Here is a 25807-nt window from a genome sequence, read left to right on the forward strand (position 1 = left end):
TCTCCGTGATTATTCTCCAGCGACGCCTTTCGCGAACTGTTCGCCGAACAGGATGTAGACGAGCAGCGTCGGAAGTGCTGCGACGATGGCCCCTGCCATCGTGGTGTTAAACGACTGGACGACCCCGCCAGTGAGCGCCGCGAGGCGCTGGGTCGCCACCTGCGAAGCCGGTTCGTTGACGAGTACGAGCGCGAACAACAGGTCGTTGTACACCTGCGTGAACTGGTAGATGAGCGTCACCGCGAACATCGGCAGCGACAGCGGGAGGATGATGTTGCGGTAGATGCTGAACGCGCTCGCGCCGTCGAGGCGAGCGGCCTCAATCATCTCGTCGGAGATGGTCTGATAGTACGACCGGAACAGCAGCGTACAGATCGGAATACCGTACGCCGCGTGTGTGATCGACAGCTGCAGCAGCTGTACGTACCCGTTACGGCTCGGATACTGCCAGTTACCGCCCGTGATGAAGCCAAAGACGGTGTTGACGAAGCCGTTGAGCAGCCCCGGAAGCACCTGGAACCAAAACTGTGACAGCGGGACCAGCACGGCCTGATAGGGGATGAAGATGCCCGCGATGATGAGGACGACCACGCCGACCTGGCCGCGCCAGCTAATCGTCGTCAGTCCGTACGCAGTCAGGCTCCCGAGCAGCGCCGACATGAGCGTCGCGGGAATCGCCATCAGCAGCGAGTTCAGCAGTCCCGGCCGAAGCGTGTTCCAGGCAGTGGCGAGCGCACTGAGTGTGAAGCCGTCACCGCCCGGCGGCGCGAACGGGAGCGTTCGGGCGAACGCGCTCTCGGTCTTGAACATCGTCATCACGGCCGTCTCCACCGGGAAGAGGTAGAAGACGATGCCCGCCAGCAGGAGGGCATACAGGCCGAGACGGCTATTCTCTGTACTTCGGAGTTCGTCGATGAAACCTCCGTCTCTAATGCTCATAGTTCACCCCGTCGGTATTCGCTGTAGAGGTACGGTCCGATGACCAGCAGTGCGAGAGCAAACAGCACGATAGCGACGGCGGACCCGTACGCCCACTGCAGGCTGTCGAACGCGACCCGATACATCATCGTCGCCAGAATGTCCATATTCGCCCCCGGCTGTGAGCCACGGAGCGCGTAGATGAAGTCGAACGCTTTCAGCGCAAACACCATCAGCACCACTGACGCAGACACGGCGGAGGCGCGGAGTTGCGGGATGATTACCCGTGCATACAGCCGCACTGTGGACGCGCCGTCGACCCGCGCAGCCTCGTAGTGTTCGGTCGGAATCGCTCGGAGGCCAGCGAGGAAGACGACCATCGCGTAGCCGCTGAACTGCCAGATGAGCGCGAAGATGACCGCCGCCAGCGCGGTCGTGTTCCAGGAGAGCCACTGAATAACCTCGGCGTTGACCCCGGCCGGGCGGAGCAGTCCCACGATGGCTCCTTCGAGGTTGAACAACCGGAGGAACTGATTGAGCACGCCGTTGCGGGCGTTGTACACCCACGCCCACATCGTCGCCGTGACGACGAACGAGAGGCTCATCGGGAGCAGGTAGATGGTCCGGAACGTATTCTCGAAACGTATCTGCTGATCGATGAGGATGGCCACGAACAGGCCAAGCGCCAGACAGAGGACGGTGAACACGACAAGCAACACTACCGTGTTCTGTGCCGCCTGCCAGAACGCCCCATCGCTCAGCAGACGGCTGTACATGCTGAAGTCGAAAGTCTCGTACTGCGCACCGCCAAGACCGTTGTAGTCAGTCAGCGACAGGAGGAAGTTCCAGGCGATAGCGCCGTAGACGAAAAAGCCCGCAAACAGGACTGGCGGCAGCCAGAACGGGGCGGATTCGATGAGTTCCCACTCGACCGGCAGTGAGTTCCGGATCGAGTCTCTCCGGGTCGTTTTCACCGTCGCTCCGCCGTCTGTTGCCAGTTGATCGCCGTCCGATTCGTCTCTCGATACCGCCGACCGGAGCCGACCCCCGGTGGCGAGGAGTCTACTGAGTATCTCGCGCATGGTTTGTCAGTGGTTCGCCGACGTGAGTTCGCCGTCCATCGTCCCGACGGATGTGTCGTCAGTCACATAGGCTCGCCAGCCAGCACGCGCGGAAACCACGCGATCCGCACAGCCTGTCGCACCAACACAGGCTGGCGGCCGACGTCGGTACGCTGGGTGACGGGTGTGCCATCCCGTCGTCGTGCCGAGCGGGCGAGCGGTTGCAACGCGGCGGGTACACCGGCTGCGAGCGATCGCGAGGGTCACGTCCGTCGGTGTCCCATTGGCCCCGACAGCCGACGACGGCAGCAACACACTGCAGTCACCGGATGTCGTGGGCCATCGGTCATGAACGTCTCTGTGGCGTCGAACTCATGGTAAGTGGAGAGAGATTCTACTTAATATTTCCGAATGATAATACACGTTTATCCAAGTCCTGAGTTCTGAACCCCACGGTCTCTGCTGGCTGACTAGGGACTCGGTGCAGCCCGTGAGTGACTGTCCCGGCGGTTACGGGGCTGTACCGAGTGCTGTCCCGACTCGTACCGGTGGGTTTTACGACCGGGCGGACCACCCCCCGGACGTATGACCGACGAGTACCGGACAGAGCAGGATAGCCTCGGTGAGATGCAGGTGCCAGCCGACGCGTACTGGGGGGCCCAGACCCAGCGCGCCGTCGAGAACTTCCCAATCAGCGACGTTACTTTCGGGCGGCGGTTCATCCGCGCCCTCGGCATCGTGAAGAAGGCGGCCGCACAGGCGAACCGCGACCTCGGAACGATTCCGGAGGACAAAGCGGACTGTATCGTTGAAGCCGCCGACGAGGTCATCGCCGGCGAGCACGACGACCAGTTCCCCGTCGACGTGTTCCAGACCGGGTCGGGCACGTCCTCGAACATGAACGCCAACGAGGTCATCTCGAACCGCGCCACCGAACTGTACGGCGGCGACATCGGGACCCGCGAGATTCACCCGAACGACCACGTCAACTTCGGCCAGTCCAGCAACGACGTGATTCCGACGGCGATGCACGTCGCCTCGCTGGAGGCGGTCGAGAAAGACGTAATTCCCGGCCTGAAGACGCTGCGCGACGAACTCAAAGCCAAGGAAGACGAGTTCGAGAACGTCGTCAAGACCGGCCGGACCCACCTGCAGGATGCGACGCCGGTGACGCTCGGTCAGGAGTTCTCCGGCTACCGCACGCAGGTAGAGAAAGGCATCTCCCGCGTTCAAGACGTTCACGGTCGCCTCTCCGAGCTCGCGCTCGGTGGGACCGCGGTCGGGACCGGCCTGAACACGCATCCCGAGTTCCCGGCGAAGGCTGCAGAGTACATTAGCGAGGAAACCGGCCTGGAGTTCCGCGAAGCGGACAACCACTTCGAGGCCCAGGCCGCCCACGACGCAATGTCCGAAGCCCACGGTGCGCTCCGGACGGTCGCCGGCTCGCTGAACAAGATCGCCAACGACCTCCGACTGCTCGCCTCCGGCCCGCGTAACGGCCTCGGCGAGATCGACCAGCCGGAGAACCAGCCCGGTTCCTCGATTATGCCCGGGAAGATCAACCCCGTCGTCGCCGAAGCGGTCAATCAGGTCCACAAGCAGGTCGTCGGCAACGACGCCGCCGTCTCGGCCGGCGCTGCCGAGGGCCAGATCGACCTGAACCTCTACAAGCCCGTGCTGGCCTCGAACTTCCTGCAGTCGGCCAAGCTCATCGCCAACAGCAGCGCGGTGTTCGGCGAGAAGTTCGTCGCCAAGCTCGAGGCCGACGCCGACCACTGCGCCGAGCGCGTCGAGCAGAGCATGGCGCTGGCGACGGCGCTCAACCCTGCCATCGGCTACGACAAGGCGAGCAAGGTCGCGAAGAAAGCACTCGCCGAGGAGAAGACCATCCGCGAGGTTGTTCTGGAAGAGGGCTATCTCGACGAGGACGAGGTCGACGACGTGCTCGACCCCGAGAAGATGACGAAGCGTGGTATCCTCGGCGACGAGTAGCGAGGAAGCGACCGTAGGGAGCTTCCTCGAAAATGCGAGCGGCGCAACCGGAGGGAGCGGCCCTCGATAACGCGAACGGCTGGGAACCAGCATCGGGCCACCGCGACCGATGTCTATACGTGGGACTCGTCGTCGAGGACGTAGCGGCTCTCGGGGTAGCGCTCGCCGCCGATCTCGGTTTCGCTTTGGTCGGCGAACTCGAACCCGAATCCCTCGTAGAACTCGGCTCCCGGCTCGTTCGCCGTGAGCACCATCGCGTTGACCCGCTCGATGTCGTGCTCGAACAGCTCCTCGCAGGTCCGTTCTAGCAGCGACCGGCCGATTCCCTCGCGCCTGTAGTCGGGATGGACGTACAGCCGGAGAATATACCCCGCACGGTCGGTTTCGTGCCACGTCGCGTGTGCGAACCCGACGACGCGCTCTTCGCGCTCTGCGACCAGCAGGATGGTTTGCGATTCGACCAGTTCCGATTCGATCTGTTCGGTCGAATACCAGTCTCGAACGCCGTCCTCGGCCGTCTCGCGGGTGAGGATATCCGGGTAATCCGTCTTCCAGGCCGCTGTCGCGACCTGATTGATGGCCGTTACATCGTCCGGAGTTGCCAGTCTGATTGTCATGTGAAAACGTATGTCATAGTCTGTGAAATGTTTTCCCGCGTCAAGTGGTGCGAGATAGCAGGTCTTGCCTCACCGACTGGGTATGGTCGGCAAAACCGGGTGCTGGACATATGTATTCATAATGTTTTTTGATTGGAGATTCTGAACTGTGGGACAAATGCGTTACTCCGAAACGTTGCAGCTGTTCGACCAGGCCTGTGAGTTCCCCGCTGACCACGCCGCTGTCGTTCAGCAACTCGGCGACGTCGAACTGGTCGCCCAGAACGGCGACTCGGTCGAAATGAGTGAAGTATTGGCCCGGACCAGCGAGGCCACCTACCAGTCCCCAGAGGGGCTGTACAACTCTCTGGTCGGGAATCTGGACGACGACTTCATCGGCCGGAAGTACTACGACGACCGGGCCGGGAGCACGTCCGGAACTGACGAAGTTCGAACCGAGACAGACCGTCTGTAGCCGCTGGGCTGTGGTGTCGGGTGCTGTCCGCACTCAGTTCGCTGGCGTCGATTCGTTGAGCCACGTCGGCCGCTGCACTGTCGTCTCGCCGATGTCCTCGTACCAGAAGCTGTATTCGACAATGCGATCTTCGGTTCGGTACCAGACGCTGAATCGGCGGACGAGGCCGGCAGGCTCGACCAGCAGTTCGACACGAAACTCCGTCAGCTGTTCGGTCGCCGGAATATCGCCGCCGGACCCACGAATCCGGTAGGCTCGGCTGCCGTCCCGCGTGACGACGGTCGTGGTACTCTGGTTGACCACCGCGTAGCGGTTCAGGTAGAATGCTGTCCGGTAGGCGTACTTGTCTCGGCTGAACTGCACCTCACCGCGCTGGCGTTCAACAGTGCCGTTGTCACGGCGTTCATACCAGTTGGTGCCGTCGGCGTAGGTCGACTGTTCGTACCGCTCGACAGTCGCGTTCGAGTCGGTCGTCATCCTGACCAGTTCGTCGCGGTACCGCGTTGGCGATTCGACGGTCACAGTTTCGGCGCGCCGGACGGAACTGCTGTCGTTCCCGATCCTGAACTCGCTGTAGCGTTCGTTCAGCGTGTATGTAGTGCCGTTGACCGCCTGCCGATGAGCCGCCGCCAAGAGGGCGATGTTTTCGAGCCGGTCGGTAGTCACGCCGGGCGGCGGGTCCAGCGTCGGTACCGTGTCCGACTCCGCCGCAGTCGGAACCGGGGCCGGCGTGACAGTGGGCCGGTCGGCGTTGTCAGCATCGACAAAGGCGTTACAGCCGGCTGTCAGGAGCAGGACAGTCACCGCAGCTGTCGACAGCCAGCGCATATTGACAGTGAGGGAGACACGGTCAAAAGCGCGGCGGCGAGCGCGGGAAGGGTGCGTTTTTTGGCCCCCGGTCCCGGACACCCCGACAATGACTGAGTACGACTACGAGGAGCTGGGGCTTGTCGCCGGCTTGGAGATCCACCAGCAACTCGACACCGCGACGAAACTGTTCTGTGACTGTCCGACGACGACCCGCGAACCCGAGGAGAGCGAGCGCTCCTTTACCCGCTATCTGCACCCGACCAAGAGCGAACTCGGGGAGATAGACGAGGCGGCGCTAGAAGAGAGCATGGTCGACCGCGAATTCGAGTACCTAGCCTATGACACGACCTGCCTCGTCGAGGAGGACGACGAGCCACCCCACCGCGTCGACCGTGAGGCGATGGAGACGACGCTCGAAATCGCCCAGCTACTGGATATGTCCGTCGTCGACCAGGTGAACGTCATGCGGAAAATCGTCGTCGACGGCTCGAACACCACGGGGTTCCAGCGCTCGATGCTGGTCGCCAACGACGGAGCCATCGAGACGAGCGCCGGCCCGGTCGGCATCGAGGACATACTGCTGGAGGAAGAGTCCTGCCAGCGCGTCGAGGAGACCGACGACGGCGTGCGCTTCTCCCTGGACCGCCTGGGCATCCCGCTGGTCGAAATCGGGACCAAGCCGGACATCAGTTCGCCCGAACAGGCCCGCGAGGCCGCCGAGCGTATCGGGATGTTGCTCCGATCGACCGGGAAGGTCAAGCGCGGCCTCGGGACCATCCGCCAGGACGTGAACGTCTCCATCGCCGAGGGCGCGCGCATCGAACTGAAGGGCGTCCAGAGCCTCGACGACATCGACGACCTCGTCCGCAACGAGGTCCGCCGGCAGGTCGAACTGCTGGATATCGCCGAGAAACTCACTGCGCGCGACGCTTCGGTGGGTGAGCCACAGGACGTGACCGACGTGTTCGAGGATACGGACTCAGGCGTTATCGAGGGCGCACTCTCCTCGGGCGGCGAGGTACAGGGCCTCCTGCTTTCGGGCTTTGACGGCCTCGTCGGCCGCGAGATTCAACCCGACCGGCGGCTCGGGACAGAACTGTCCGACCACGCCAAGCGCCACGGCGCGGGCGGCATCTTCCACACCGACGAACTCCCGGCCTACGGCGTCACCGAGGCAGAGGTCGAGGCCCTGCGGGACGCCGTCGGCGCGGGTCCCGAGGACGCCGTCGCCATCGTCGCCGACGACCCAGAAACCGCCGAGCTGGCCATCGACGCCGTTGCCGAGCGAGCCGAAACCGCGCTCGAAGGCGTCCCCGAAGAAACGCGAGATGCGAACGAGGACGCCACGTCGCGGTACCTCCGCCCGCTCCCGGGCGCGGCGCGGATGTACCCCGAGACAGACGTGCCCCCGGTCGAGCCCGACGTAACCGAAGTCGAGACGCCGGAACTGCTCACCGAGAAGGTCGACCGGTACGAAAGCGAGTTCGACCTCGGCTCCGGCCTCGCCGAGCAGGTCGCCTACGGCCAGCGATGGCCGCTGTTCGAGGCGCTGGTCGAGGGTGAGGGTGTCGACCCGACGCTGGCCGCCGGCACGCTGGAGTCGACGCTGACCGAACTCCGTCGCGACGACGTGCCCGTTGAGAACCTCACCGACGAGCACCTTCGAGAGGCGATTCTGCTGGTCGACGGCGGTGACGTGCCCCGAGAGGGCATCGAGGACCTGCTGACGGCGCTCGCCGAGGACCCGTCGCTGACGGCCGAGGAAGCCGTCGAACAGGAGGGACTGGGCGGCGTCGACGAGTCGGAGGTCCGGGACGCCGTTGTCGATGTCGTCGAGCGTCACGAAGACCAGGTCGCTGAGGAGGGAATGGGCGCGTTCTCGGCGCTGATGGGCGAGTGCATGGGCGCACTCCGCGGCAAAGCTGACGGCGATACGGTGAGCGACGTGTTGCGTTCGGAGATACAGAAGCGGGCTTAATTGCTTCGCTCGGGCTGCAAGGAGTCGATATCGACGGCGTTCGAGGTCAGTCCGTTACCGCTTGCCGACAGGTCGTGCTCGAGTGTCGATTCGAGCAGCGGAACGAGAGCCGGCGCGTTCGGCCCGATATCGACGATATCTTCCGACTGGTTGTACTGGACGACACCGGCATCGACCAGCCGCGGAAGGTGGTTGTGATAGAGTGCCGTGTAAATCGTGAGCCGCTCGTCGCGGTACTGTTTAGCCGGTGTTCCGTGTTCGAACTCGGTCACCGTGTCCGCGAGCACAGCCAGTGGAACCGGTGTCGTGTACTGTGACAGCCCGTACAGAAGGTATCGCCGATAGTGCGACGACAGGAGCGACAGTCGGTCGTCCAGCGGAAGCGAGTCGGGAATCTCGGTTTGTTTCGTATTCATTTTGTCTGGTATGGAACTGGATGGGGACAGGTATCGTGTCAGGTTTGGAGTGGTTCGAATGCTATTGGGCCACGGTACGCTCGTGCTCACGGTCGTCGGCAACGTCTCCGGTATCCGCGAGGGCGTTGACACGGTCGACGACGCGGTGGACCGTTCCATCTCGCGTGCAGGGTGCGACGTGCTGGAGGTCTCCGTCAGCGTATTCAGCGAGGGCAAGCGTCGGCAGCGTGATGACATTGACCGACTCGTCGGAAACCATGTTCGTCACCGGGTGCTGCCAGTCGAAGGCGTCAAGCGAGGCATCGGAGTCGCGCTCCCACTGTTCGAACATCGAAAGGCGCTCCAGCAGGTGTCGGCCCTCCGCAGTCCGCTGTGCGAGTCGTGGTTCGATCCGGCGTCCCCAGATCAGTATCGACAGGTCCTCGATACGGCCAGCGCTTTCGAGAGCCTGTAACCGGTCGAGCACGTAGTGCTGGTGTTGTCTTGCGTCTTCCGGACACAGGGACCGGAAGAACAGTTCGACGCGAACAGGATTGACAGTGGAATCCATAGTGAGGTGGTGCGTATCCTGTGGATCGCTACAGCGGTAACTGTCCTAAGTACTCTCTCTAGGCCCCTAGAATAAATCGGAGCAAACCCGAACCATGGCTGATATATCCGGGCCACTCGATTAGTAGTTAGTATATGAATATGTGGTACTTTCTCTGTCAGGTCGGAATTCAGTTACGGCTTTTCGTAGCCCGATAGACCGTTATTCGAGATGTATTCATCGCGTGCATGTGTTCGGAAGAAATATTAACAATCTAACTAGACACCGGGCGTTAAGTAGCTCGCCGCTACAGTTGATGCATGGTTCCAAGTGTCGTGGATGGCCACGATATCCCTGCCCTGTACGGGCCAGCCATCGATACACTGCCGCTCATGTTTGCGATTGTAGATTCGTCCGGGGTGATCCTCTCGACGAACGAGACGTGGCACGAGTTTGGTCGGGCAAACGGAACAGGGCTGACGCCGAGTACGCTCGGCAGGAACTATCTCGACGTTGCTGACACGGCCGACGATACGACCGGGCAACAGGCGGCGGACGGCATCAGGGCCGTCCTCGCTGGCGAGCAGGCCTCGTTCGAACTTGAATACCCGTGTCACACTGAGTCGGCGAAACGGTGGTTCCGGTTGTACGCCGCTCCGTTCACTATCGACGGTGCGACGTTTGCGTCCATCGCACATATCGACATCACAGCCCGGAAACAGCGGGAGTTGGCCCTCGAATCGGCCTACGAGGTCTGTACCGACTCGGACCGGACGTTCACTGACCAGCTCGACGCGCTGTTAGAACTCGGCTGTGAAACGCTCGGTTCGCCGTTCGGGACCCTCTCCCGGGTCCACGGCGACGAGTACGTGTTCGAAGCAGTCACTACACCGTCGTCTGCCGACCTCGAAGCCGGCAGAACAACCAGCATCGAGACACTCCCGAACTGCAGACACGTCGTCGAACACCGCGAACCGCTCGCTATCGGCGATGTTGCAGCGGACGCCCCGGCGCTCGCTGACTCGGAGTGGGGCATTGAGAACTACATTGGCGCGCCCGTCGTCGTTGACGGGGCCGTGTACGGGACGTTCTGCTTTTACGGACTGGAGCCGCGCGCGGCGCCGTACACGCAGTGGGACCTGACGTTCGTCCGGTTGCTCTCCGACTGGGCGGGCTACGAACTCGAACGACAGCGCCACACGGAACAGCGCGATGCATTGAACATCGCCCTTCCGGACCCCAGTTACATTATCGACGCGGAGGGGCGATTTCTCGACTGTCTGACCGACCCCGAGACGATGCTGAAGGTAGATGAGACGGACACGCTTGTCGGCCAGACGCTACACGAGTTTCTTCCCCGCGACACCGCTGATTCGCTACTGGCGACTGTTCGTGTAGCCCTGCGGACCGGGTCGTTTCAGTCCGTGGAGTACAGACTGCAGACTCCCGGTGACAAGCGATGGTTCGAAGCGCGGGTTGCACCGCTGCAAAGTCGCGCGTACGACCTCGATACTGTCATCTTCGTCGCTCGGGACATCACCGCTCACAAAGACCGCGAGGCCGAACTCGAACGCCAGCGTGACGAACTCAGACAGGCACAGCGGCTCAACGTACTGGGTCGAGAAATTGCGAAAGCGCTACAGGACACACAGACGCGCGAGGAGATCGAATCGGCGGTGTGTGCACACCTCACTGAATCAGACCTGTACCAAGCCGTGTGGGCCGGAAGCCGCGGGAGTGCAACCCAGATAACACTGGGTGCCGCCGCTGGGATTGCCACGGCGACGCCGGAGCAGATTTCGCCCGGCGAGCACAGTCTTGCCATAGATGCTATCGAGACCGGTGAGGTACAGGTCGTTGCGGACATCGCCGACGTGTCGACCCAGTCGGACACCGAGATGGACCGCCCGCTAATCGCAGCCCACTGCTCCGTCGCGGCAGTTCCCCTGACAACTGGCCAGACCACGTACGGCGTCCTGATGGTGTACGCATCGACCGACACCACGATTGGCTGTCGTGAGTCGGACATCCTTGGCGATCTGGGGCGGCTTATCGCACTGTCCATCCAGCGCGTCCACAGTCAGCAGTCGCTGCAGTCGGCGACGACCGTCGAGCTAGAGTTCCTGACGCCAGATTCCGACGACATCTTCGCCAGCCTCTCCGCGATGCTTGACTGTTCGTTCACACTCGAACGGCGCGTCCCGACCAGTTCCGGACGCAGCCTCCACTACGTTCGCGTCAGCGGGGTCGGCACTGACCAGGTGAGCCAGGCGCTCACTGGGCTGCCGTCGGTCGAATCCTGTGCCGTCGTCGAGACTGCGTCGGAGAACCGAGCGCCCCTGCTTGAAGTCACGCTCGACAAGATATCCACATCGCCGCTTGACACTCTCATAGATTACGGCGGGGCGGTGCGGCAGGCCGTGGCGGCGGACGGCGACCTGCAGTTCACAGCAGAGATGGCACCGGATATCAACGTCCGCGCCGTCGTTGAAGCGGTCCAAGAGGTAACGCCCGGGACGGAGCTCCGGAGCAAGCAGTACGTCGACCAGCCGGTCTCGACGGTGACGGACTTCCGGACACGGATACGCGACCGGCTGACGCCAAAACAGGCCGCCGCGCTCAAAACCGCCTACGCACGCGGCTACTACGACTGGCCGCGAGGGAGCGCCGCGGAGGAACTGGCCGAGACGCTCGACATCTCTGCGCCGACCCTGCACTACCGGTTGCGGAAAGCCCACGGCGCCGTCATCGGGGCGCTGTTTGACTCCGGAAGCGGCCCCGAGACACTCGACTGAAGATTAGTCGTCTTCGGCACGCTCGATTCGCTGCCGGGCCTGCCGAAACAGGCCCCGGAGCGTCTTCGTCTCCCGACCGGTCGGTTGCGCACGCCCGAGTACCCGACGGAACAGCCGGCGGGCCTTGTGCTGTTTTTCTCTGGGGTGGCCGATAGCCCGCAGGAACCGGTCGAACTCCTCGTGTAGTCCCTCGACGGCCGGCGTCTCGGCGAGGGTGTGCAGTTCCTCGGGGTGCTGGTTCGCGTCGACAGTCAGTTCGCGGAGTTCGTAGAGAACGATGGTGGCCGCCTGCCCGAGGTTCAACACCGGATACGACGCGCTGGCCGGGATAGAGCAGATAACATCCAGCTGTGCGAGTTCGTCGTTGGAGAGTCCGACACGCTCGCGACCGAAGACGACACAGATGTCTCCTTCGACATCCCGGAGCGAGTCAGCCAAGTCGGCCGGGGTCGTCGCCGGATACCGGACGTGGTTGGCCGGGTCCTCGTTCGTCGTCGCCGTGCAGGCGACAGTGTGGTAGTTCTCGACGATGTCGTCAAACGTCACTGTCCGGGCGTTCGGCAGAATGTCGTCACGGGCTTGCCCGGCGAAGCCGTACGCCTCGCCGTCCGGGTCTAGCTCCGGCGGGTCAACGAGCAACAGCTCTGAGAGGCCGAAGTTCTTCATCGAGCGGGCGATAGTGCCGACGTTGCCCGGCGTCTCCGCGTCGACGACAGCGACAGATATCATACGTCCAGGTCGCTGAGGTCCATGTCGATTGTGTCGAGGTCCGCTTCGTCCATCTGCTTGACCTCCTCTTCGAGCCCCGGAATCGCTTCGTCCCTGTCGGGGGCCTCCGGCAGCGCTGTCGGCTCTTCATCGACGTGTTCGAGGCCGACGTACCCCTCCGGGGCGCGATTCCCGTCGAGGAACCACTCGTGGAAGGCCGAGGCCAGCTCAGTATCGCCGGCGTAGGTCTCGCCACCCGCCTCGCGGAACCAGTAGATGAAGTCTGTCTCGTGGTCCGAGCAGACAACCACCTCGCCCATCGGCTCGCCGTAAATCGCGTCCGCGACGTTGCACTGTTCGATGTCTTCGTCACCGTGAATCAGCCAGCAGGCGTCACAGGGGTCGACGACCCGTTCTGCGAGCACCAGCAACCGTTGTCGGGTCTCCGGTTCCATCGTCTTGAGCGGCCGGACCCGTCCGTCCGACCCGAGCACGTCCTCGTCGAAACGCCAGCCCCGAAGCCCGATATTGACTTTGCCCATATCTCAAGATGGGAGAGTCCCAGACTAAAAGAGCGCGATGTGTCGGACGAACAGTGCCGGCCCGTCCGCGCTCCATCGTAGCCCCGGGGTGTGAGACGGGTGCCCGAACCGGTTACACGCTGTGGTGACTCGAAACGTAGACAGTTCTAGGTAAATTTAACATAATTATTCGACCTAGCATTCGCAATCGGCGTCCAAATCAGGCAAAAGTATCAAGCCCGCCCAAACATTTATACGTGATTGGCTTTTCTCCGTAAAAGAACACATGGAACGGCCGACGCGCCAGCGGGATTCTGAACAGGAGGAACGCGAGGAGGAGTCCGAGAGCACGGGCCAGCAGACCTGCCCAGAGTGTGAGTCGGAGTCCATATCTAGCGACGGCGGTGGAGAGCTCGTCTGCGAGGACTGTGGCCTGGTCATCGAAGACGAGAACATCGACCGCGGGCCGGAGTGGCGGGCATTCAATCACTCTGAACGCCAGTCCAAGTCACGCGTCGGAGCCCCCACGACCCAGACGATGCACGATAAGGGGCTGACCACACAGATCGACTGGAAGGACAAGGACGCCTACGGTCGGTCGCTCTCCTCGGAGAAGCGGAGCCAGATGCACCGCCTCCGGAAGTGGCAGGAACGCATCCGGACCAAAGACGCCGGCGAGCGGAACCTGCAGTTCGCGCTGTCGGAAATCGACCGAATGGCCAGCGCACTCGGCGTTCCTCGCTCGGTTCGGGAGGTCGCTTCGGTCATCTACCGGCGCGCGCTCAACGAGGACCTCATCCGCGGACGCTCCATCGAGGGCGTCGCCACCGCCTGCCTGTACGCGGCCTGTCGTCAGGAAGGCATCCCACGCAGCTTAGAAGAGGTGTCGGACGTTTCCCGGGTCGAGCAGAAGGAGATCGGGAGGACCTATCGGTACGTTGCCCAGGAGCTCGAACTGAAGATGGAGCCGGTCGACCCCAAGCAGTACGTCCCGCGGTTTGCGTCCGAGCTGGAACTCTCAGAGGAGGTCCAGTCGAAGGCCAACGAAATCATCGACACTACCGCCGAGCAGGGCCTGCTCTCGGGGAAATCACCTACCGGCTACGCTGCTGCGGCCATCTACGCCGCCTCGCTGCTCTGTAACGAGAAGAAGACCCAGCGCGAGGTCGCCGACGTGGCCCAGGTGACGGAGGTCACCATCCGGAACCGGTATCAGGAGCAGATCGAAGCGATGGGCATCCACTGACTGGCCGCGCTCTGTTCACTCGATGGTCTCGCTGTCCGCTGTTCACGTACGGTACTGCCAGCTGTAGCACGGCACAGGCAGTCGGTACAGTAGCACGGAACGTGTAGAGCTATCTGTCTGGGCAGCGAACTGTCGGTATGCCTGTTTCCCCCTCGCAGAAACGGATCGCACTCCTCGTCATCGGGCTGGTGATCCTCTTTGCACCCGCGCTGTTTGTCCTCGCGACACTTGAGTTTCTCATCCTGTCGGGCAACCTCGCGCTCAGCGATATTTCGCTCCTCGAATTCGTCGAGTTGTATCTTATCGACCTCGTGCTGTTCGTCCTGCTCGGGTACGGCGTCTACCGGCTGACGTTCTGGCTGATCCAAGACCGGCTTCCAGACGCACTTGCTACCGTAGACGAGACCGAGGTCGCCGGCGCGACTGACGACACAGAGACCAGCGGGACCGTCAGTGAGGAGCAATCCTGACTGGCACCCACTCTGAGGCGCTACAACGACGTAGAGTGACTCTCTCGCAGAACGAGGACCACACAACCCCGTCGGCGTTCGCATTTTCGGGAGCCGTTTACCGCACACGCCTCCCGGGTTCTCCGTGCGTGTCTTTCAGAGTGGTCGCTCTCGCTAGTCTCCCGCAACCGCTGTCGGCTCCTCGGCAGTCTCACCGACTGAGCCGAGATCAATCATCGCCAGCAAGGCAATGACGCCGAAGCCGACTTTGGTTACCACGTCAAGGTAGACGATCACGAGCGTCGCAGTCTCGACGTCCATTAGCCCCAGTCCCGCCGCACCGAGCAGCCACACAACTGGGTACACCAGCCAGAGAACGACGACGAAGTTCCGGAGCGTGCGGTACAGGCTGATCTCGATGTCGGACAGAGTCGACTTCGCAGCCACCGCGATGTTGCCATAGAGCAGGTAGATGACGCCACCGAACAGCGCTGCGCCGACCGCGAACAGCAGGTAGCTCACTGGCGACGCAGTGATGGCACCGGCAAAGCCGAAGACGATAGTCAACGCCTGCAGGACGACGAGTTTCACCGTGTCCTGCCGGCTCGCGCCAGCGAGCAGTGCCAGGAACCAGACGTTGAGCGGCGTCGTCAATAGCCAGTCGACATAACGGATCACGTACACCGTATGGCCACCACTCTGTATCGACCCGAAGCCAAGCGCCATCAGCGCGTAGGCGACGATGGCGATACCCGGGATTGCGATCAACAGCAGGTACCGCTTCCGTGTCTCTTCTGGGACGAGCGTGTAGCCGTACGCCAGCACCGCCGTCCCGAGCAGTTCACCCAGTAGTCCCAGTGTGAACCAGGTCGTTATCGTTGCCATTGTTAGTCGTCCCCCACTGCGGCCGTGCTATCAGAACCCGTCCCGGCGGAGCTCTCGACGGTAAAGCGGTCCAGTAGCGATTCGAGGTCGTCAGCCCGCTGTCGGAGCTCTGTCGCGGAGTCTGACACTTCGTCGATGGACGCGGACTGGTCCTGTGCGGCACCGGCCACGGTGTCGGCCTCCGTCGCCGTCTGCTGACTGATCGTCGTCAGGTCGTCGATGGTCCCCATCACGTCCTGTGCAGTCCGGGCCTGCTCCTCGGTCGCCCGGTCGATCTCCTGAATGCCGGTGTCGACCTCCTCGGTGTACTCGACGATGGTCTCCAGCGCGTCGACGGTCTCCTCGACCGTCGAGACGCCTTCGGTGATCCGGGCACTGGTCGACTCCATCGTCTCGACGGTGTCGCCGGCCTGCTCCTGAATGCCCTCGATGCGCTGTTCGATGTCGGCGGCGGCCTCTTTGGTCTCCTCAGCGAGGCCCTTGATCTCGTCCGCGACGACGGCGAACCCGTCGCCGTCTCCGTCAGCGTGGGCGGCCTCGATGGAGGCGTTCAGCGCGAGCATGTTCGTCTGCTCGACAATGCTTGTGATGACGCCGACGATTTCGCCGATCTCGTCGAGCTCCTCGTCAAGCGCGTTGATCTCCGCGACGGTCTCGCCGGTCTCGTCCTCGATGGCACTCATCTCCGAGATAGCTTCCTGTGCGGCTTCGCGGCCGTCCTCGCCGACCTCTGCGGCCGACTGGGACGTGTCGGCGACCTGCTGAGCAGAGGAGGCGACTTGCTGTGCGGTCGCCGAGAGATTCTGCATCTCGGCAGCCGCCGATTCGAGGCCTTCGTTTTGCTCGGTCGTGCCCTCGAAAATCTCGTTTATCGACTTCGACACCTGCTTGCTGGCCTGGTCAACTCGTTCCGCGTTCGAGTTGACGCGGTCGCTAGACTGGATGACGTTGGCCGCGAACGCCTTCATGTCCGCGATGGTGTCTTCGAGCGCATCCAGCGTGGTGTTGATATCCTCACCGACCTCGGCCATCGCCTCGTTCATGCTGTCGGTGTCCACCCGCGCGGTGAGGTCGCCATCGGCGGCGGCCTCCAGCGCGTCGCTGTACTGCTGGGCCTTGAGTTCGAGGTGGCCGGTCAGCGCCTCCATCTCGTTGCGCTCGGATTCGACTTCCTCGCGGGCCGCCTGTGCTTGCTCTTTGGCCTCTTCGGCCTCCTGCCGGGCAGTTTCGGCCTCGGAAATCTGCGTTCGGAGGTTCGTCCGCATGTTGTCGAAGGCCGTGTACAGCGTTCCGAACTCGTCTTCGCGCGACGTATCGAGGTCGACGTCAAGCTCACCATCGGCCATCGATTCGGCCTTCACCGAAAGCCGCCGTAACGACGCAATCGTGTTTCCACCGATCGTGACCCCGATGAGCCCGAGGTTGACGACAGCGAGTAGTATGAGCGCGATGAGGTCGGAGTTGATCTGATCGCTCAGCGCGTAGGCGACCTCCGGGTCGGAGTGGACCATGACGACCCAGTCCTTCGATTCGAGGCGGTTCAGCCCCATCAACATACGGTCTGTTTCGTGGAAGGCGCTCTCGCCGGGTTCAAGTGTCCCCAGCGGGTTCGACTCCATCTGTGAAATCGGTGCTGTCGACCCGATCATCGAGATGTTGGGGTGGGAAACGAACTCGCCCTCGGTGTTGACGACCGTGGTAAATGACCCATCGCGCTGGTTCGATATCTGATCGGCCTTCTCTCGGAGGTCGATCATATACACGAGCGCCCTGTCATCGTCTCCGGGAACGGGCGAAACGACAGCAACTATCGGATGGTCGACGACCGAGACAGAGAACGGCTCTGTCACGTGGGTATCATCGGCGTCGTTGAACTGTGGCGGGTCCGTCGCGAACGGAGCCCCCTGCTCGGCAGCGTTGACCCCGACGAAGTCCTGATTCGAACTGGCGCGAATCTCGTTTGTCTCGGTGTCGAAGTAGTGCACTGCAACGACACCGGGTGGCAGTTCCTCGTTGGACCGTAGCTCCTCCAGTCGTTGCTGTTTCTCCGTGGCCGTTCCGTCAGTGAACACGGGAAGTCGTGACACCGACCGGACATTCCGGCGCGATGTTGTCAACCATTCGTCCAATTGTTCGGCTTGCGTCTCTGACAGCGCCGTAATGTCGTCTGCCACGTCTTCCTCGAGAGTGGCGGACGCCTGCACGCTTGTCAGGACCCCAACAGCGATAATGACAATTATCGCAAATGAAAGTGCCAGCCCGAGTCTGGCAGCGTAACTGCCAGCAATAAAACTCGGGAGCGGCGAGTCCCTATCTGGTTCCATCATCCAATGCTATGCAAACATCCTAATAAAGGGTTGGTGCGCAATTTTCACCGTTGATAAACGACATGGCCAACTGTGGTAATCCGTCGCCCCGGCACAGCTAACGGTGTAAGATCTGGCGTTTGGATAGTGTACACTGCAGTTACCGGACTGAGCACCGACCTGACCCGTTCGCTGTCGGCGATGTCGCATCCCGGCCCGCGATGTGCAGAGAACCGGAGTTGAACTCACCCAGGCTGTGGGGAAAGGTTTTCCCGGTACCACCAGACGCATACGCCAATGCGTGCTGTACGATTCCACGAATACGGCCCGACAGACGTACTCCGTGTCGACGACGTCGAACGACCCACACCGGGTCCGGAGGAGGTCCTGCTCGAAGTCGAGGCGGCGGCGGTCAATCCGGTCGATACGTACTTCCGGACAGGCGATTACGAACCCGGCGAACTGCCCTGGGTCCCCGGCTCCGACTGCGCCGGGACCGTCGCCGCGACCGGCGAGGGCGTGGCTGACTTCGCCGAGGGCGACCGGGCGTTTGCCACCGGGCTGGGCAACTGGCTCCAGGGGACCTGCGCGGAGTACGCCACCGTCCCCGAGTCGCATCTGGCGCGGCTCCCCGAGGGCGTCTCCGCCGAGGCGGGCGCAGCCGTCGCGCTCGTCGGCGTCACCGCCTGGCAGACCCTCGTCGCAGCCTGTTCGCTGGAGCCAGCCGAGCGAGCGCTGGTTCACGGCGGGAGCGGCGGCGTCGGCCACGTCGCGGTCCAACTGGCCGCGGCGAACGGAGCGCAGGTGACGACGACAGCGTCGCCGGACTACCACGACCGGCTGGCCGACCTCGGCGCGGACGACGTGTTCGATTACCGCCGTGACGACCTCAGCGACGCCGTGGTCGAGGCCGGCGCGCCGGACGTGATTCTCGACCACCGGCTCGACGACTACCTCGCGTTCGACGCAGAGGTGGCCACACAGGGCGCTCGCATCGCCGCCATCGGGAACACCGACCTCGCGGCGACGTTCGAGAACGTCCCGCGCTGCCGGGCGAAGGCCCTCAGCGTCCACCACGTCTCGATGTTCAACACGCCCGAGTTCGGCGCGGTACTGGACCGGCTAGCGACCCTCATGGCCGACGGCGACCTGTCGCCGGTCGTCGCCCGCCGCTACGACCTAGACGAAGTGGCGGCCGCCCACGACGACGTACTGAACGACAGTTTCCTCGGCAAACTCGTCGTCACGCCGTAGCCGAGCGGCCGCTGGTGCTCGCGAAACCGGACCCGGTGCCTCGCGGACGGAGATTTATTTCCCTGCTAGCCGTTGTCACATACATGTCAGCCGATTTTGACTTCGGCGGCGAGGTAGCGCTAATCACGGGCGTCGGCGGAGCGCTGGGGAGCGCGGTCGCGGACGCCTTCCTCGACGCCGGCGCGACCGTCTGTGGCAGCGACATCATCGAACCGAACACCGAGGACTTCCTGCTGGCCGAACCCGAGCGCGTCGACTTCTACCAGGCGGATTTCAGCGACGAGGCCGACGTGGCCGAGACGGTCGAGGCGGTCGTCGACGAACACGGACGGCTCGACTACCTGCTGAACGTCGCCGGCACCTGGCGCGGCGGCACGCCGATTCACGAGACGGACCTCGACACGTTCGATTTCCTGTTCGACGTGAACCTCAAGACGATGTTCCTGGCGTCGAAACACGCGATTCCGCACCTGCGGGACACAGAAGGCGCGATTGTCTCCGTGTCTGCGCGAACGTCACTTGAGGGTGGTGAGGGCGACGGCATCTACCGGGCGACGAAGGCCGGCATCCGACTCCTGACCGAGACTATCGCGGAAGAGAACCTCGGATCCGTCCGGGCTAACGCTGTCATGCCGAGCGTCATCGATACCCCGATGAACCGCGAGATGATGCCCGACGCCGACACCGAGTCGTGGGTCGACCCGAGAGACATCGCAGCGGTGATACTGTTTCTCTGTTCGGACGCCGCAACCGTGACGAGCGGCGCAGCGGTTCCGGTGTACGGCGAGGTCTGACCCGCAATCGGTTCGGGCCAGCCCTTCATATCGCACGGTCACACACCCGAAAAACAGTCAAAAATCAACAAGACGGCTCGCCAAGTTGCTGCCACGCAGTTTCTGAAGGCGTGTTTCAATCCAGACACTATCGGCCCGTATCGCGAACTGGAATCACGGTGGTTTTTATACCCCAACATAATATGCCGCATCACAATGAGTGACAGAGAAACGTGGGCCTCACGGCTCGGGTTCCTTCTCGCAGCGATCGGTAGCGCAGTCGGTCTCGGAAACATCTGGCAGTTCCCGTTCAAGACCGCGACAAACGGTGGCGCAGTGTTCCTCGTTTTCTACCTCGTCGCCGTGTTGCTCATCGGCTTCCCGGCAATGTTAGCAGAGTTCATCATCGGACGGCGAACGAACCGTAATGCCGTCGACGCGTTCGCTGAACTCGGATTCAAGCAGTGGCGGGTCGTCGGTGGCCTGGGCGTCTTCACGGGGTTCTGGATTCTCTCGTATTACAACGTCGTCGGCGGATGGGTCATGCGGTATATTCTCGGTAGCGCAACGGGCGCATACTTCGGAAACTCCGCAGAGTACTTCGGAGCCATCTCCAGTGGCCCGGAAGCCGTCGTCGGACAGGCGCTGTTCCTGCTCATCTGTGTCGGCATCGTCGCAGTGGGTGTTGAGGACGGGATCGAGAAGGCGACGAAGGTGATGGTCCCCAGCATCGTTCTCCTCATGCTCGGGATGGCGGCCTGGGTCACCACCCTCGAGGGAGCGGGGGCTGGCTACAGCTACTTCCTCTCCCCGGACTTCTCCACGCTGGCAGCGAACGCTGGCGACCTGATTCCGTTCGCAGTGGGTCAGGCGTTTTTCACCCTCTCGCTGGGGATGGCAGCCATGATTACGTACTCCTCGTACATCGGTGACGACGAGAGTCTCCCGGTCGATGGTGGAATCATCGTCGTGACGAACACGCTCGTCGGTGTGCTGGCGGGGCTGGTCGTGTTCCCGATTCTCTTCGCCATCGGCATCAGTCCCGACACCAGCGGCCCGTCAGCTATCTTCGTCGCGATGGCATCGGCGTTCCCACAGCTCCCGGGAGGACGGCTCCTCGGTGTCGTCTTCTTCGGTGTCGTCCTCATCGCCGCAATCTCCTCTGCCATTAGCCTGCTCGAAGTTGCAGTCTCCTACGGCGTCGACAACACGCCTTACTCGCGGGTGTCGCTGTCGGCGATGCTCGGGGCCGTGCTGTTCGTGCTCGGATTCCCGTCAGCCTGGGACCTGGCGTGGTTCGGCTGGTTCGACACGCTCGCGTACAAGCTGTTCCTCCCGCTGTCAGTGCTGCTTATCCTCGTGTTCGTCGGCTGGGTGCTCTCCTCGAACGCGGTTGCCGAGCTCCGACAGGGGACGGGTGGGCTCCGGGCGTTCGGCCCGGCTTGGCTCTGGATGGTCCGGACAGTAGTCATCCTCGGTGTCATCCTGACGCTGGGCCTCGGACTACAGACGCTCCTCCTCGCTGAGGACCCCGCAATCATCCCGCCGATATAACCGACGTACGACATCGGTTTCCCGCAGACATTCTTCGCGACGGTCTGTAGTGACCGCCCAGTGTGTGGTCGTCGCAGTGACAGTAGCCCATCAGAAGGCCAGCCATCTTTTCACGGGATGGTGCGACTCTCACGAATCGTCTGGGCGGTTGCCAGCAGGCATACGACACCCAGAGTATATGTCAGTCCGATTCGAACCCGCACGGTTCGTCCGTAATCCCCAGACTGTCCGACACAGTGTCAGCCTCGTCGGTAGTACCCGAGAGCAGTGCGTGGATGTCGACCGACTCGCTGCCGAGCACCACGAACCCAGTGAAGATAGTCAGGAAACCCGCCACTGCGGTCGGGGTGATCGCCTCGCCAAGCAAGGCCCACCCGCCGAGCGTCGACACGACGGGGACCACGTAGAAGATGAGGTTGGCCTGGATTGCACCGGTGACATCGAGCAGGCCGAAGTAGGCGATGTAGGCGATTGCGCCGGCGAAGATGCCGACGTACAGCAGGGCCGCAATCGCGGTCGGCGACCAGACCGCCGTGGCTGCCGATTCGCCCATACCGATGCTCAGCGCGTGACAGAGCGCGGCGGCGACAGGGAGCGCCCACGCGGTCCGGACCGTACTCGACAGGCCGCCGTCGGACCACCGAATGAGAACGCTCCCCAGCGCCGCACTGGTCGCGCCAGCGAACAGGATGAGCTTGCCGATGCCCCCGCTCAGGAGCATCGCCGGGTCGGGACTGACGACGAGACCGACGCCGAGCAGGCCGATAACCATGCCGAGACCGCCGCGGGCAGAGAGGCGTTCGTCGGAGAGCAGGAGAGCGGCGAATACTGGCGTCAGTATCGGGTTGAGGCTGAAGATGATAGCGGCAACCGCGCTGGTGGCGGACTGCTGGCCCACGAATATCAGCGCGTTCGCGAGGCCGAGCGCGAACAGGCCCGTCGAGAGAATCCCCAGCACGTCGCCGCGGGTCCGTGGGAGCAGTTCGTCCCGGGACCGCGTCACGACAACGTAGCCGAGGAGCACGACGGCGGCGATATCGAACCGCAGGGCGACGAACAGAAGCGGCGGGAGGTACGACAGCCCGGCCTTCGCGCCGACGAAGGTCCCGCCAAGCAGGACACTGGCAACGGCAGCGAGGGCGAACGTCCGGCGCGAAATCATGCCACCACCTCGTATGTGTTTTCTGAAATAACTGCACAGCCGACAGAGAGAACACGGGGAGAGACCTGAGTCATCGTACTCTATAGTATGATATCCGGACGTATAGTTCCGTTTAGAAAATATTACATGACGCGAAACAGCTGAATACCCGTGGCTGATATTCACGGTATGAAATTATTTCATAGTACGAAAGCGCTTTAGCACGGAACCCCCAACGCGGCGGTATGGAATCGGCGCTCGAAGAGATCGAGTTCCTCGCGCTCTCGTCGAATCGGGTCGAGGTGTTACGGCTTCTGGCAGCAGGGCCTCACTCGCGCGGGGACCTAGCGGCCGAAACCGGTGCGTCACAGGCGACGCTCGGGCGTATCATCGCCGACTTCGAAGAGCGGTCGTGGATTCGCCGAACGGGGGGCGAGTACGTCGCCACGGCGACGGGGCGCATCGTCGCTGACGGATTCACCGACCTGCTTGACAGCCTCGAAACCGAGCAGCGACTGCGCGACATCGTCCAATATCTGCCCACCGATGCGATGGACTTCGACCTGCGACACCTGGCCGACGCGACGATAACTGTCCCGAGCCAGACGCGCCCGAACGCGCCGGTCCAGCGACTCCTTGACCTGCTTCGGGACGCCGAGGAGGTCCGGACGTTCTCCCATGCGTTCAATGACCAGGCGATCCGAGTCGTTCAGGATCGAGCCACCGCCGGCGAACAGCGGTTCTCGGGCGTGTTCTCGCCCAGCGCCATAGACGCACTGGCAGCAGACGACCGGCTCCGGAGTCGGTTCGAATCGCTGCGTTCCGAACCGAACGCGTCGGTCCGGGTACGAAACGACGGTGTGCCACTCGCGGTGATGATCGCCGACGACGTTGTGCATCTGCTGTTGCGGGACGACAACGGCGTGCTACAGGCGTCGGTCGATACGACCGCGCCGGCCGTCCGCGAGTGGGCGATCGAGACGTTCGACACGTACTGGACGTCCGCGGAGCCGCTCTCGGACGAGTGGTCGCTGTAGCTACTGTTTCTGGTCGTCAGAGCCGTGTGAGAATCAGTCGAGTCGCTACCGGACCAGATACGGGTCGTCGTTCGGCAGGAACCGGCCGAGGTCCGCCTCGCGCCGATAGTCGGTCTGCAGCAGCGCAGTCAGCGCGTCGACGAGGGCATCCTCGTCGTCATCGGTCCACTCTGCTGGCTCCTTGATGGGGTAGACGAGCCAGCCGCTGCCGAGTACCTCGGTCCCGTGCAGCGCGTCCATGTCGATTGATTCGGTCGGCTCGGCTGTCGTGTTGGCGAACACGTGCCGCGTGGCGCGCTCGCCGACGGGCAGGAGCACGTGCGCGGTGATAGCCCGAAGTTCCGTGTCGAACAGCGGTTCCTGGGCCTCGTAGTCAGCGTCCGTCGGCGGCTCGCCGCCGCACATGTACAGATACGACAGGTACGTCTTCTCGACGGTCGGCGGAGTGCCGACTTCGGCGAGCAGTCCGGCCTCGACGAGCGCCCGCTGGAGGCGTTCGCCCGCGGGATTGTCGGTAAAGGGGATGCCGGACGTTTCGCCACCGTGGACGCCGGGGTGGTCGCCGATGACGTGGAAGTGGGCATTGGCATCGCCGTACCCCGGTACAAACGGCTCACACGGGGCGTCGAAGCCGAAGGGGTTGTGCTGGCGGGCCGTGACGTTCTTCACGCGCGATAGCAGCAGGTCGCCGCTCAAAACTCCGCCGGTTTCGGCCACCGAATACGGGAAATAATGGTTAAGTTTGATAACGCTTTTCTCGGATGCCCGCAAGGAGTCGGATATGCTCCGGTCCGGGAGAAGTGATGTGGCGTGAGCCACGACGACCGTGTCGAGGACCTTCGAGAACGAAAAGCCGAGGCCAAGCGGGGCGGTGGCGAAGAACGAATCGAGGCCCAACACGACCGCGGGAAACTCACCGCGCGTGAGCGCATCGACTACTTCCTCGACGACGACACCTTCGTGGAAATCGACTCGCTCCGTGAACACCGCTCGACGAACTTCGACATGGCCGACAAGAAAGTACCGGGAGACGGCGTCGTCGTCGGCTACGGCAAGGTCGACGGTCGACAGGTGTACGTCTTCGCCCACGACTTCACCGTCTTCGGGGGCTCGCTGGGCGAGGCCTTCGCACAGAAGGTCTGTAAGGTGATGGACAAGGCCATCGAGACAGGCGCGCCCATCATCGGCCTGAACGACTCCGCCGGCGCGCGGATTCAGGAGGGCATCGACTCGCTGGCGGGCTACGCCGACATCTTCCACCGCAATCAGCAGGCCAGCGGTGTCGTCCCGCAGATTTCGGCCATCATGGGGCCGTGTGCCGGCGGCGCGGTGTACTCCCCCTCCATCACGGACTTCGTCTACATGGTCGAGGAGACCAGCCACATGTTCATCACCGGGCCGGACGTCATCGAGACGGTGACCGGCGAGGAGGTCGGCTTCGACGAACTCGGCGGCGCGAAGACCCACGCCTCCGAGTCCGGGGTGGCCCACTTCACGGCCGCCGACGAGAAGGACGCGATGGACGACATCCGCTACCTCCTCTCGTTCCTGCCACAGAACAACGTCGAGGACCCGCCCCGCGTCGAGCCCTGGGACGACCCCGAGCGACGAGACGAGGGGCTGAAAACCGCGGTGCCGGACGCCCCCCAGAAGCCCTACGACATGACGGACGTGGTCGGGCGCATCGTCGACGAGGACTCCTTCTTCGAGGTCGCCGAGGACTTCGCGCGCAACATCGTCATCGGGTTCGCCCGCATGGACGGCCACAGCGTCGGCGTCGTCGGCAACCAGCCGCGGGTCAACGCCGGCACGCTCGACATCGACGCCTCGCGGAAGGGCGCGCGCTTCGTCCGCTTCTGTGACGCGTTCAACATCCCGATTCTCACGTTCGTCGACGTGCCCGGGTTCATGCCCGGCAAGGACCAGGAGACCAACGCCATCATCAACCACGGCGCGAAGCTCCTGTACGCCTACTCCGAGGCCACCGTCCCGCTGGTGACCGTCATCACGCGGAAGGCGTACGGCGGGGCCTACGACGTGATGGCGTCGAAGCACATCGGCGCGGACATGAACTACGCCTGGCCGACCGCCGAGATCGCCGTGATGGGGCCACAGGGCGCGGTGAACGTCCTCTACGACGACGAACTCGAAGACGCCGACGACGTGGAAGCCCGCCGCCAGCAACTCATCGACGAGTACCGCGACGCCTTCGCGAACCCCTACACGGCGGCCGAGCGCGGCTTCGTCGACGACGTCATCGAACCGCAGGAGACCCGCCCGCGGCTCATCGACGACCTGGACCTCCTGCGGGGGAAACGCAAGGACCAGCCCGACCGCAAGCACGGCAACATCCCACTGTGACG

At 63.0% G+C, this 25807-nt stretch carries 24 protein-coding genes; 11 read left to right on the top strand and 13 right to left on the bottom strand.

Going from position 1 to position 25807, the window contains the following annotated elements; translation table 11 throughout:
- Positions 1-9: 9 nt before the first annotated feature.
- Genes D3D01_RS01890 through D3D01_RS23380 form a run of 3 tightly spaced genes read right to left on the bottom strand, consistent with a single transcriptional unit; the run spans position 10 to position 2294 of the window.
- A complete protein-coding gene (locus D3D01_RS01890) occupies positions 10-939 on the bottom strand; it encodes a carbohydrate ABC transporter permease (RefSeq protein WP_101349482.1) in 930 nt (309 codons plus the stop codon).
- On the bottom strand, positions 936-2000 hold the full coding sequence (locus tag D3D01_RS01895; protein ID WP_121511063.1) for a carbohydrate ABC transporter permease: 1065 nt from the start codon (positions 1998-2000) through the stop codon (positions 936-938). The genes D3D01_RS01890 and D3D01_RS01895 overlap by 4 nt, the downstream gene beginning before the upstream one ends.
- 6 nt (positions 2001-2006) lie before the next feature.
- On the bottom strand, positions 2007-2294 hold the full coding sequence (locus D3D01_RS23380; protein ID WP_147439893.1) for a hypothetical protein: 288 nt from the start codon (positions 2292-2294) through the stop codon (positions 2007-2009).
- A gap of 270 nt (positions 2295-2564) precedes the next feature.
- Between D3D01_RS23380 and D3D01_RS01900 the strand changes: the two genes are divergently transcribed.
- Entirely contained in the window at positions 2565-3971 is a 1407-nt protein-coding gene (locus tag D3D01_RS01900; RefSeq protein WP_121511064.1) for a class II fumarate hydratase, read from the top strand.
- A 113-nt stretch (positions 3972-4084) separates the two neighbouring features.
- Here D3D01_RS01900 and D3D01_RS01905 read toward each other — a convergent pair whose 3' ends face one another.
- Positions 4085-4588: a GNAT family N-acetyltransferase gene (locus tag D3D01_RS01905; RefSeq protein ID WP_101349479.1), complete on the bottom strand. Its 504-nt coding sequence runs from the start codon at positions 4586-4588 to the stop codon at positions 4085-4087.
- A 157-nt stretch (positions 4589-4745) separates the two neighbouring features.
- On the opposite strand from D3D01_RS01905, the gene D3D01_RS01910 reads away from it, so the two are divergent.
- On the top strand, positions 4746-5042 hold the full coding sequence (locus D3D01_RS01910) for a hypothetical protein (RefSeq protein WP_101349478.1): 297 nt from the start codon (positions 4746-4748) through the stop codon (positions 5040-5042).
- A 33-nt stretch (positions 5043-5075) separates the two neighbouring features.
- Here D3D01_RS01910 and D3D01_RS01915 read toward each other — a convergent pair whose 3' ends face one another.
- Positions 5076-5870, bottom strand: a complete 795-nt coding sequence (locus tag D3D01_RS01915; protein ID WP_101349477.1) for a hypothetical protein — start codon at positions 5868-5870, stop codon at positions 5076-5078.
- A gap of 88 nt (positions 5871-5958) precedes the next feature.
- On the opposite strand from D3D01_RS01915, the gene gatE reads away from it, so the two are divergent.
- Positions 5959-7830, top strand: a complete 1872-nt coding sequence (gatE, locus tag D3D01_RS01920; protein WP_101349476.1) for a Glu-tRNA(Gln) amidotransferase subunit GatE — start codon at positions 5959-5961, stop codon at positions 7828-7830.
- Here the strand turns inward: gatE and D3D01_RS01925 are convergent.
- Positions 7827-8246 (bottom strand): hypothetical protein, encoded by a 420-nt coding sequence (locus D3D01_RS01925; protein ID WP_121511065.1) that lies wholly within the window; start codon positions 8244-8246, stop codon positions 7827-7829. The two genes, gatE and D3D01_RS01925, sit on opposite strands and share 4 nt — an antisense overlap.
- A 61-nt stretch (positions 8247-8307) precedes the next feature.
- Entirely contained in the window at positions 8308-8796 is a 489-nt protein-coding gene (locus D3D01_RS01930) for an HTH domain-containing protein (protein ID WP_101349474.1), read from the bottom strand.
- Positions 8797-9095: 299 nt separating this feature from the next.
- Here D3D01_RS01930 and D3D01_RS01935 point away from each other — a divergent pair, with 299 nt between their 5' ends.
- Positions 9096-11570, top strand: coding sequence for a bacterio-opsin activator domain-containing protein (locus D3D01_RS01935; protein ID WP_121511066.1), 2475 nt, complete (start codon positions 9096-9098; stop codon positions 11568-11570).
- Positions 11571-11573: 3 nt separating this feature from the next.
- On the opposite strand, the gene D3D01_RS01940 is transcribed toward D3D01_RS01935, so the two are convergent.
- Complete coding sequence (locus D3D01_RS01940) at positions 11574-12299, bottom strand: RNA methyltransferase (protein WP_101349472.1); 726 nt, start codon at positions 12297-12299, stop codon at positions 11574-11576.
- A complete protein-coding gene (locus D3D01_RS01945; protein WP_101349471.1) occupies positions 12296-12820 on the bottom strand; it encodes a hypothetical protein in 525 nt (174 codons plus the stop codon). Before D3D01_RS01945 ends, D3D01_RS01940 begins: the two co-directional genes overlap by 4 nt.
- A 265-nt stretch (positions 12821-13085) precedes the next feature.
- On the opposite strand from D3D01_RS01945, the gene D3D01_RS01950 reads away from it, so the two are divergent.
- Both D3D01_RS01950 and D3D01_RS01955 read left to right on the top strand, forming a co-directional pair.
- Positions 13086-14045: a transcription initiation factor IIB family protein gene (locus D3D01_RS01950; RefSeq protein ID WP_004518753.1), complete on the top strand. Its 960-nt coding sequence runs from the start codon at positions 13086-13088 to the stop codon at positions 14043-14045.
- 137 nt (positions 14046-14182) lie between these two features.
- A complete protein-coding gene (locus tag D3D01_RS01955; RefSeq protein ID WP_101349470.1) occupies positions 14183-14515 on the top strand; it encodes a hypothetical protein in 333 nt (110 codons plus the stop codon).
- 153 nt (positions 14516-14668) lie between these two features.
- Here the strand turns inward: D3D01_RS01955 and sop2 are convergent, their stop codons facing one another.
- Together sop2 and D3D01_RS01965 are read right to left on the bottom strand one after the other, a co-directional pair.
- A complete protein-coding gene (gene sop2, locus D3D01_RS01960) occupies positions 14669-15379 on the bottom strand; it encodes a sensory rhodopsin II (protein ID WP_121511067.1) in 711 nt (236 codons plus the stop codon).
- A gap of 2 nt (positions 15380-15381) precedes the next feature.
- Positions 15382-17583: a methyl-accepting chemotaxis protein gene (locus tag D3D01_RS01965; protein ID WP_101351406.1), complete on the bottom strand. Its 2202-nt coding sequence runs from the start codon at positions 17581-17583 to the stop codon at positions 15382-15384.
- 399 nt (positions 17584-17982) lie between these two features.
- Between D3D01_RS01965 and D3D01_RS01970 the strand changes: the two genes are divergently transcribed.
- The 3 genes from D3D01_RS01970 (at position 17983) to D3D01_RS01980 (ending at position 21266) form a co-directional block, all read left to right on the top strand.
- Entirely contained in the window at positions 17983-18939 is a 957-nt protein-coding gene (locus D3D01_RS01970; protein WP_101349468.1) for an NADPH:quinone reductase, read from the top strand.
- Positions 18940-19022: 83 nt separating this feature from the next.
- Positions 19023-19733: an SDR family oxidoreductase gene (locus D3D01_RS01975; protein ID WP_101349467.1), complete on the top strand. Its 711-nt coding sequence runs from the start codon at positions 19023-19025 to the stop codon at positions 19731-19733.
- A gap of 195 nt (positions 19734-19928) precedes the next feature.
- Entirely contained in the window at positions 19929-21266 is a 1338-nt protein-coding gene (locus D3D01_RS01980; protein ID WP_101349466.1) for a sodium-dependent transporter, read from the top strand.
- Positions 21267-21447: 181 nt separating this feature from the next.
- Here the strand turns inward: D3D01_RS01980 and D3D01_RS01985 are convergent, their stop codons facing one another.
- A complete protein-coding gene (locus D3D01_RS01985) occupies positions 21448-22428 on the bottom strand; it encodes a DMT family transporter (protein WP_121511068.1) in 981 nt (326 codons plus the stop codon).
- A 224-nt stretch (positions 22429-22652) separates the two neighbouring features.
- Between D3D01_RS01985 and D3D01_RS01990 the strand changes: the two genes are divergently transcribed.
- A complete protein-coding gene (locus D3D01_RS01990) occupies positions 22653-23444 on the top strand; it encodes a winged helix-turn-helix domain-containing protein (protein ID WP_121511069.1) in 792 nt (263 codons plus the stop codon).
- Between the two features lie 45 nt (positions 23445-23489).
- Here the strand turns inward: D3D01_RS01990 and D3D01_RS01995 are convergent, their stop codons facing one another.
- Positions 23490-24113: a uracil-DNA glycosylase family protein gene (locus tag D3D01_RS01995; RefSeq protein WP_121511312.1), complete on the bottom strand. Its 624-nt coding sequence runs from the start codon at positions 24111-24113 to the stop codon at positions 23490-23492.
- A 141-nt stretch (positions 24114-24254) separates the two neighbouring features.
- On the opposite strand from D3D01_RS01995, the gene D3D01_RS02000 reads away from it, so the two are divergent.
- Positions 24255-25805, top strand: a complete 1551-nt coding sequence (locus D3D01_RS02000) for an acyl-CoA carboxylase subunit beta (RefSeq protein WP_121511070.1) — start codon at positions 24255-24257, stop codon at positions 25803-25805.
- Positions 25806-25807: the final 2 nt, after the last annotated feature.

Origin of the sequence: Haloarcula sp. Atlit-7R (genome assembly GCF_003666065.1) — an archaeon.
Classification (GTDB): Archaea; Halobacteriota; Halobacteria; order Halobacteriales; family Haloarculaceae; genus Haloarcula; species Haloarcula taiwanensis.

Bases quoted from the DNA above. Each gene is read 5' to 3' on its own strand.
- D3D01_RS01890 (WP_101349482.1), bottom strand. From the start codon at position 939: ATGAGCATTAGAGACGGAGGTTTCATCGACGAACTCCGAAGTACAGAG.
- D3D01_RS01895 (WP_121511063.1), bottom strand. From the start codon at position 2,000: ATGCGCGAGATACTCAGTAGACTCCTCGCCACCGGGGGTCGGCTCCGG.
- D3D01_RS01900 (WP_121511064.1), top strand. From the start codon at position 2,565: ATGACCGACGAGTACCGGACAGAGCAGGATAGCCTCGGTGAGATGCAG.
- D3D01_RS01905 (WP_101349479.1), bottom strand. From the start codon at position 4,588: ATGACAATCAGACTGGCAACTCCGGACGATGTAACGGCCATCAATCAG.
- D3D01_RS01910 (WP_101349478.1), top strand. From the start codon at position 4,746: ATGCGTTACTCCGAAACGTTGCAGCTGTTCGACCAGGCCTGTGAGTTC.
- D3D01_RS01915 (WP_101349477.1), bottom strand. From the start codon at position 5,870: ATGCGCTGGCTGTCGACAGCTGCGGTGACTGTCCTGCTCCTGACAGCC.
- gatE (WP_101349476.1), top strand. From the start codon at position 5,959: ATGACTGAGTACGACTACGAGGAGCTGGGGCTTGTCGCCGGCTTGGAG.
- D3D01_RS01925 (WP_121511065.1), bottom strand. From the start codon at position 8,246: ATGAATACGAAACAAACCGAGATTCCCGACTCGCTTCCGCTGGACGAC.
- D3D01_RS01930 (WP_101349474.1), bottom strand. From the start codon at position 8,796: ATGGATTCCACTGTCAATCCTGTTCGCGTCGAACTGTTCTTCCGGTCC.
- D3D01_RS01935 (WP_121511066.1), top strand. From the start codon at position 9,096: ATGGTTCCAAGTGTCGTGGATGGCCACGATATCCCTGCCCTGTACGGG.
- D3D01_RS01940 (WP_101349472.1), bottom strand. From the start codon at position 12,299: ATGATATCTGTCGCTGTCGTCGACGCGGAGACGCCGGGCAACGTCGGC.
- D3D01_RS01945 (WP_101349471.1), bottom strand. From the start codon at position 12,820: ATGGGCAAAGTCAATATCGGGCTTCGGGGCTGGCGTTTCGACGAGGAC.
- D3D01_RS01950 (WP_004518753.1), top strand. From the start codon at position 13,086: ATGGAACGGCCGACGCGCCAGCGGGATTCTGAACAGGAGGAACGCGAG.
- D3D01_RS01955 (WP_101349470.1), top strand. From the start codon at position 14,183: ATGCCTGTTTCCCCCTCGCAGAAACGGATCGCACTCCTCGTCATCGGG.
- sop2 (WP_121511067.1), bottom strand. From the start codon at position 15,379: ATGGCAACGATAACGACCTGGTTCACACTGGGACTACTGGGTGAACTG.
- D3D01_RS01970 (WP_101349468.1), top strand. From the start codon at position 17,983: ATGCGTGCTGTACGATTCCACGAATACGGCCCGACAGACGTACTCCGT.
- D3D01_RS01975 (WP_101349467.1), top strand. From the start codon at position 19,023: ATGTCAGCCGATTTTGACTTCGGCGGCGAGGTAGCGCTAATCACGGGC.
- D3D01_RS01980 (WP_101349466.1), top strand. From the start codon at position 19,929: ATGAGTGACAGAGAAACGTGGGCCTCACGGCTCGGGTTCCTTCTCGCA.
- D3D01_RS01985 (WP_121511068.1), bottom strand. From the start codon at position 22,428: ATGATTTCGCGCCGGACGTTCGCCCTCGCTGCCGTTGCCAGTGTCCTG.
- D3D01_RS01990 (WP_121511069.1), top strand. From the start codon at position 22,653: ATGGAATCGGCGCTCGAAGAGATCGAGTTCCTCGCGCTCTCGTCGAAT.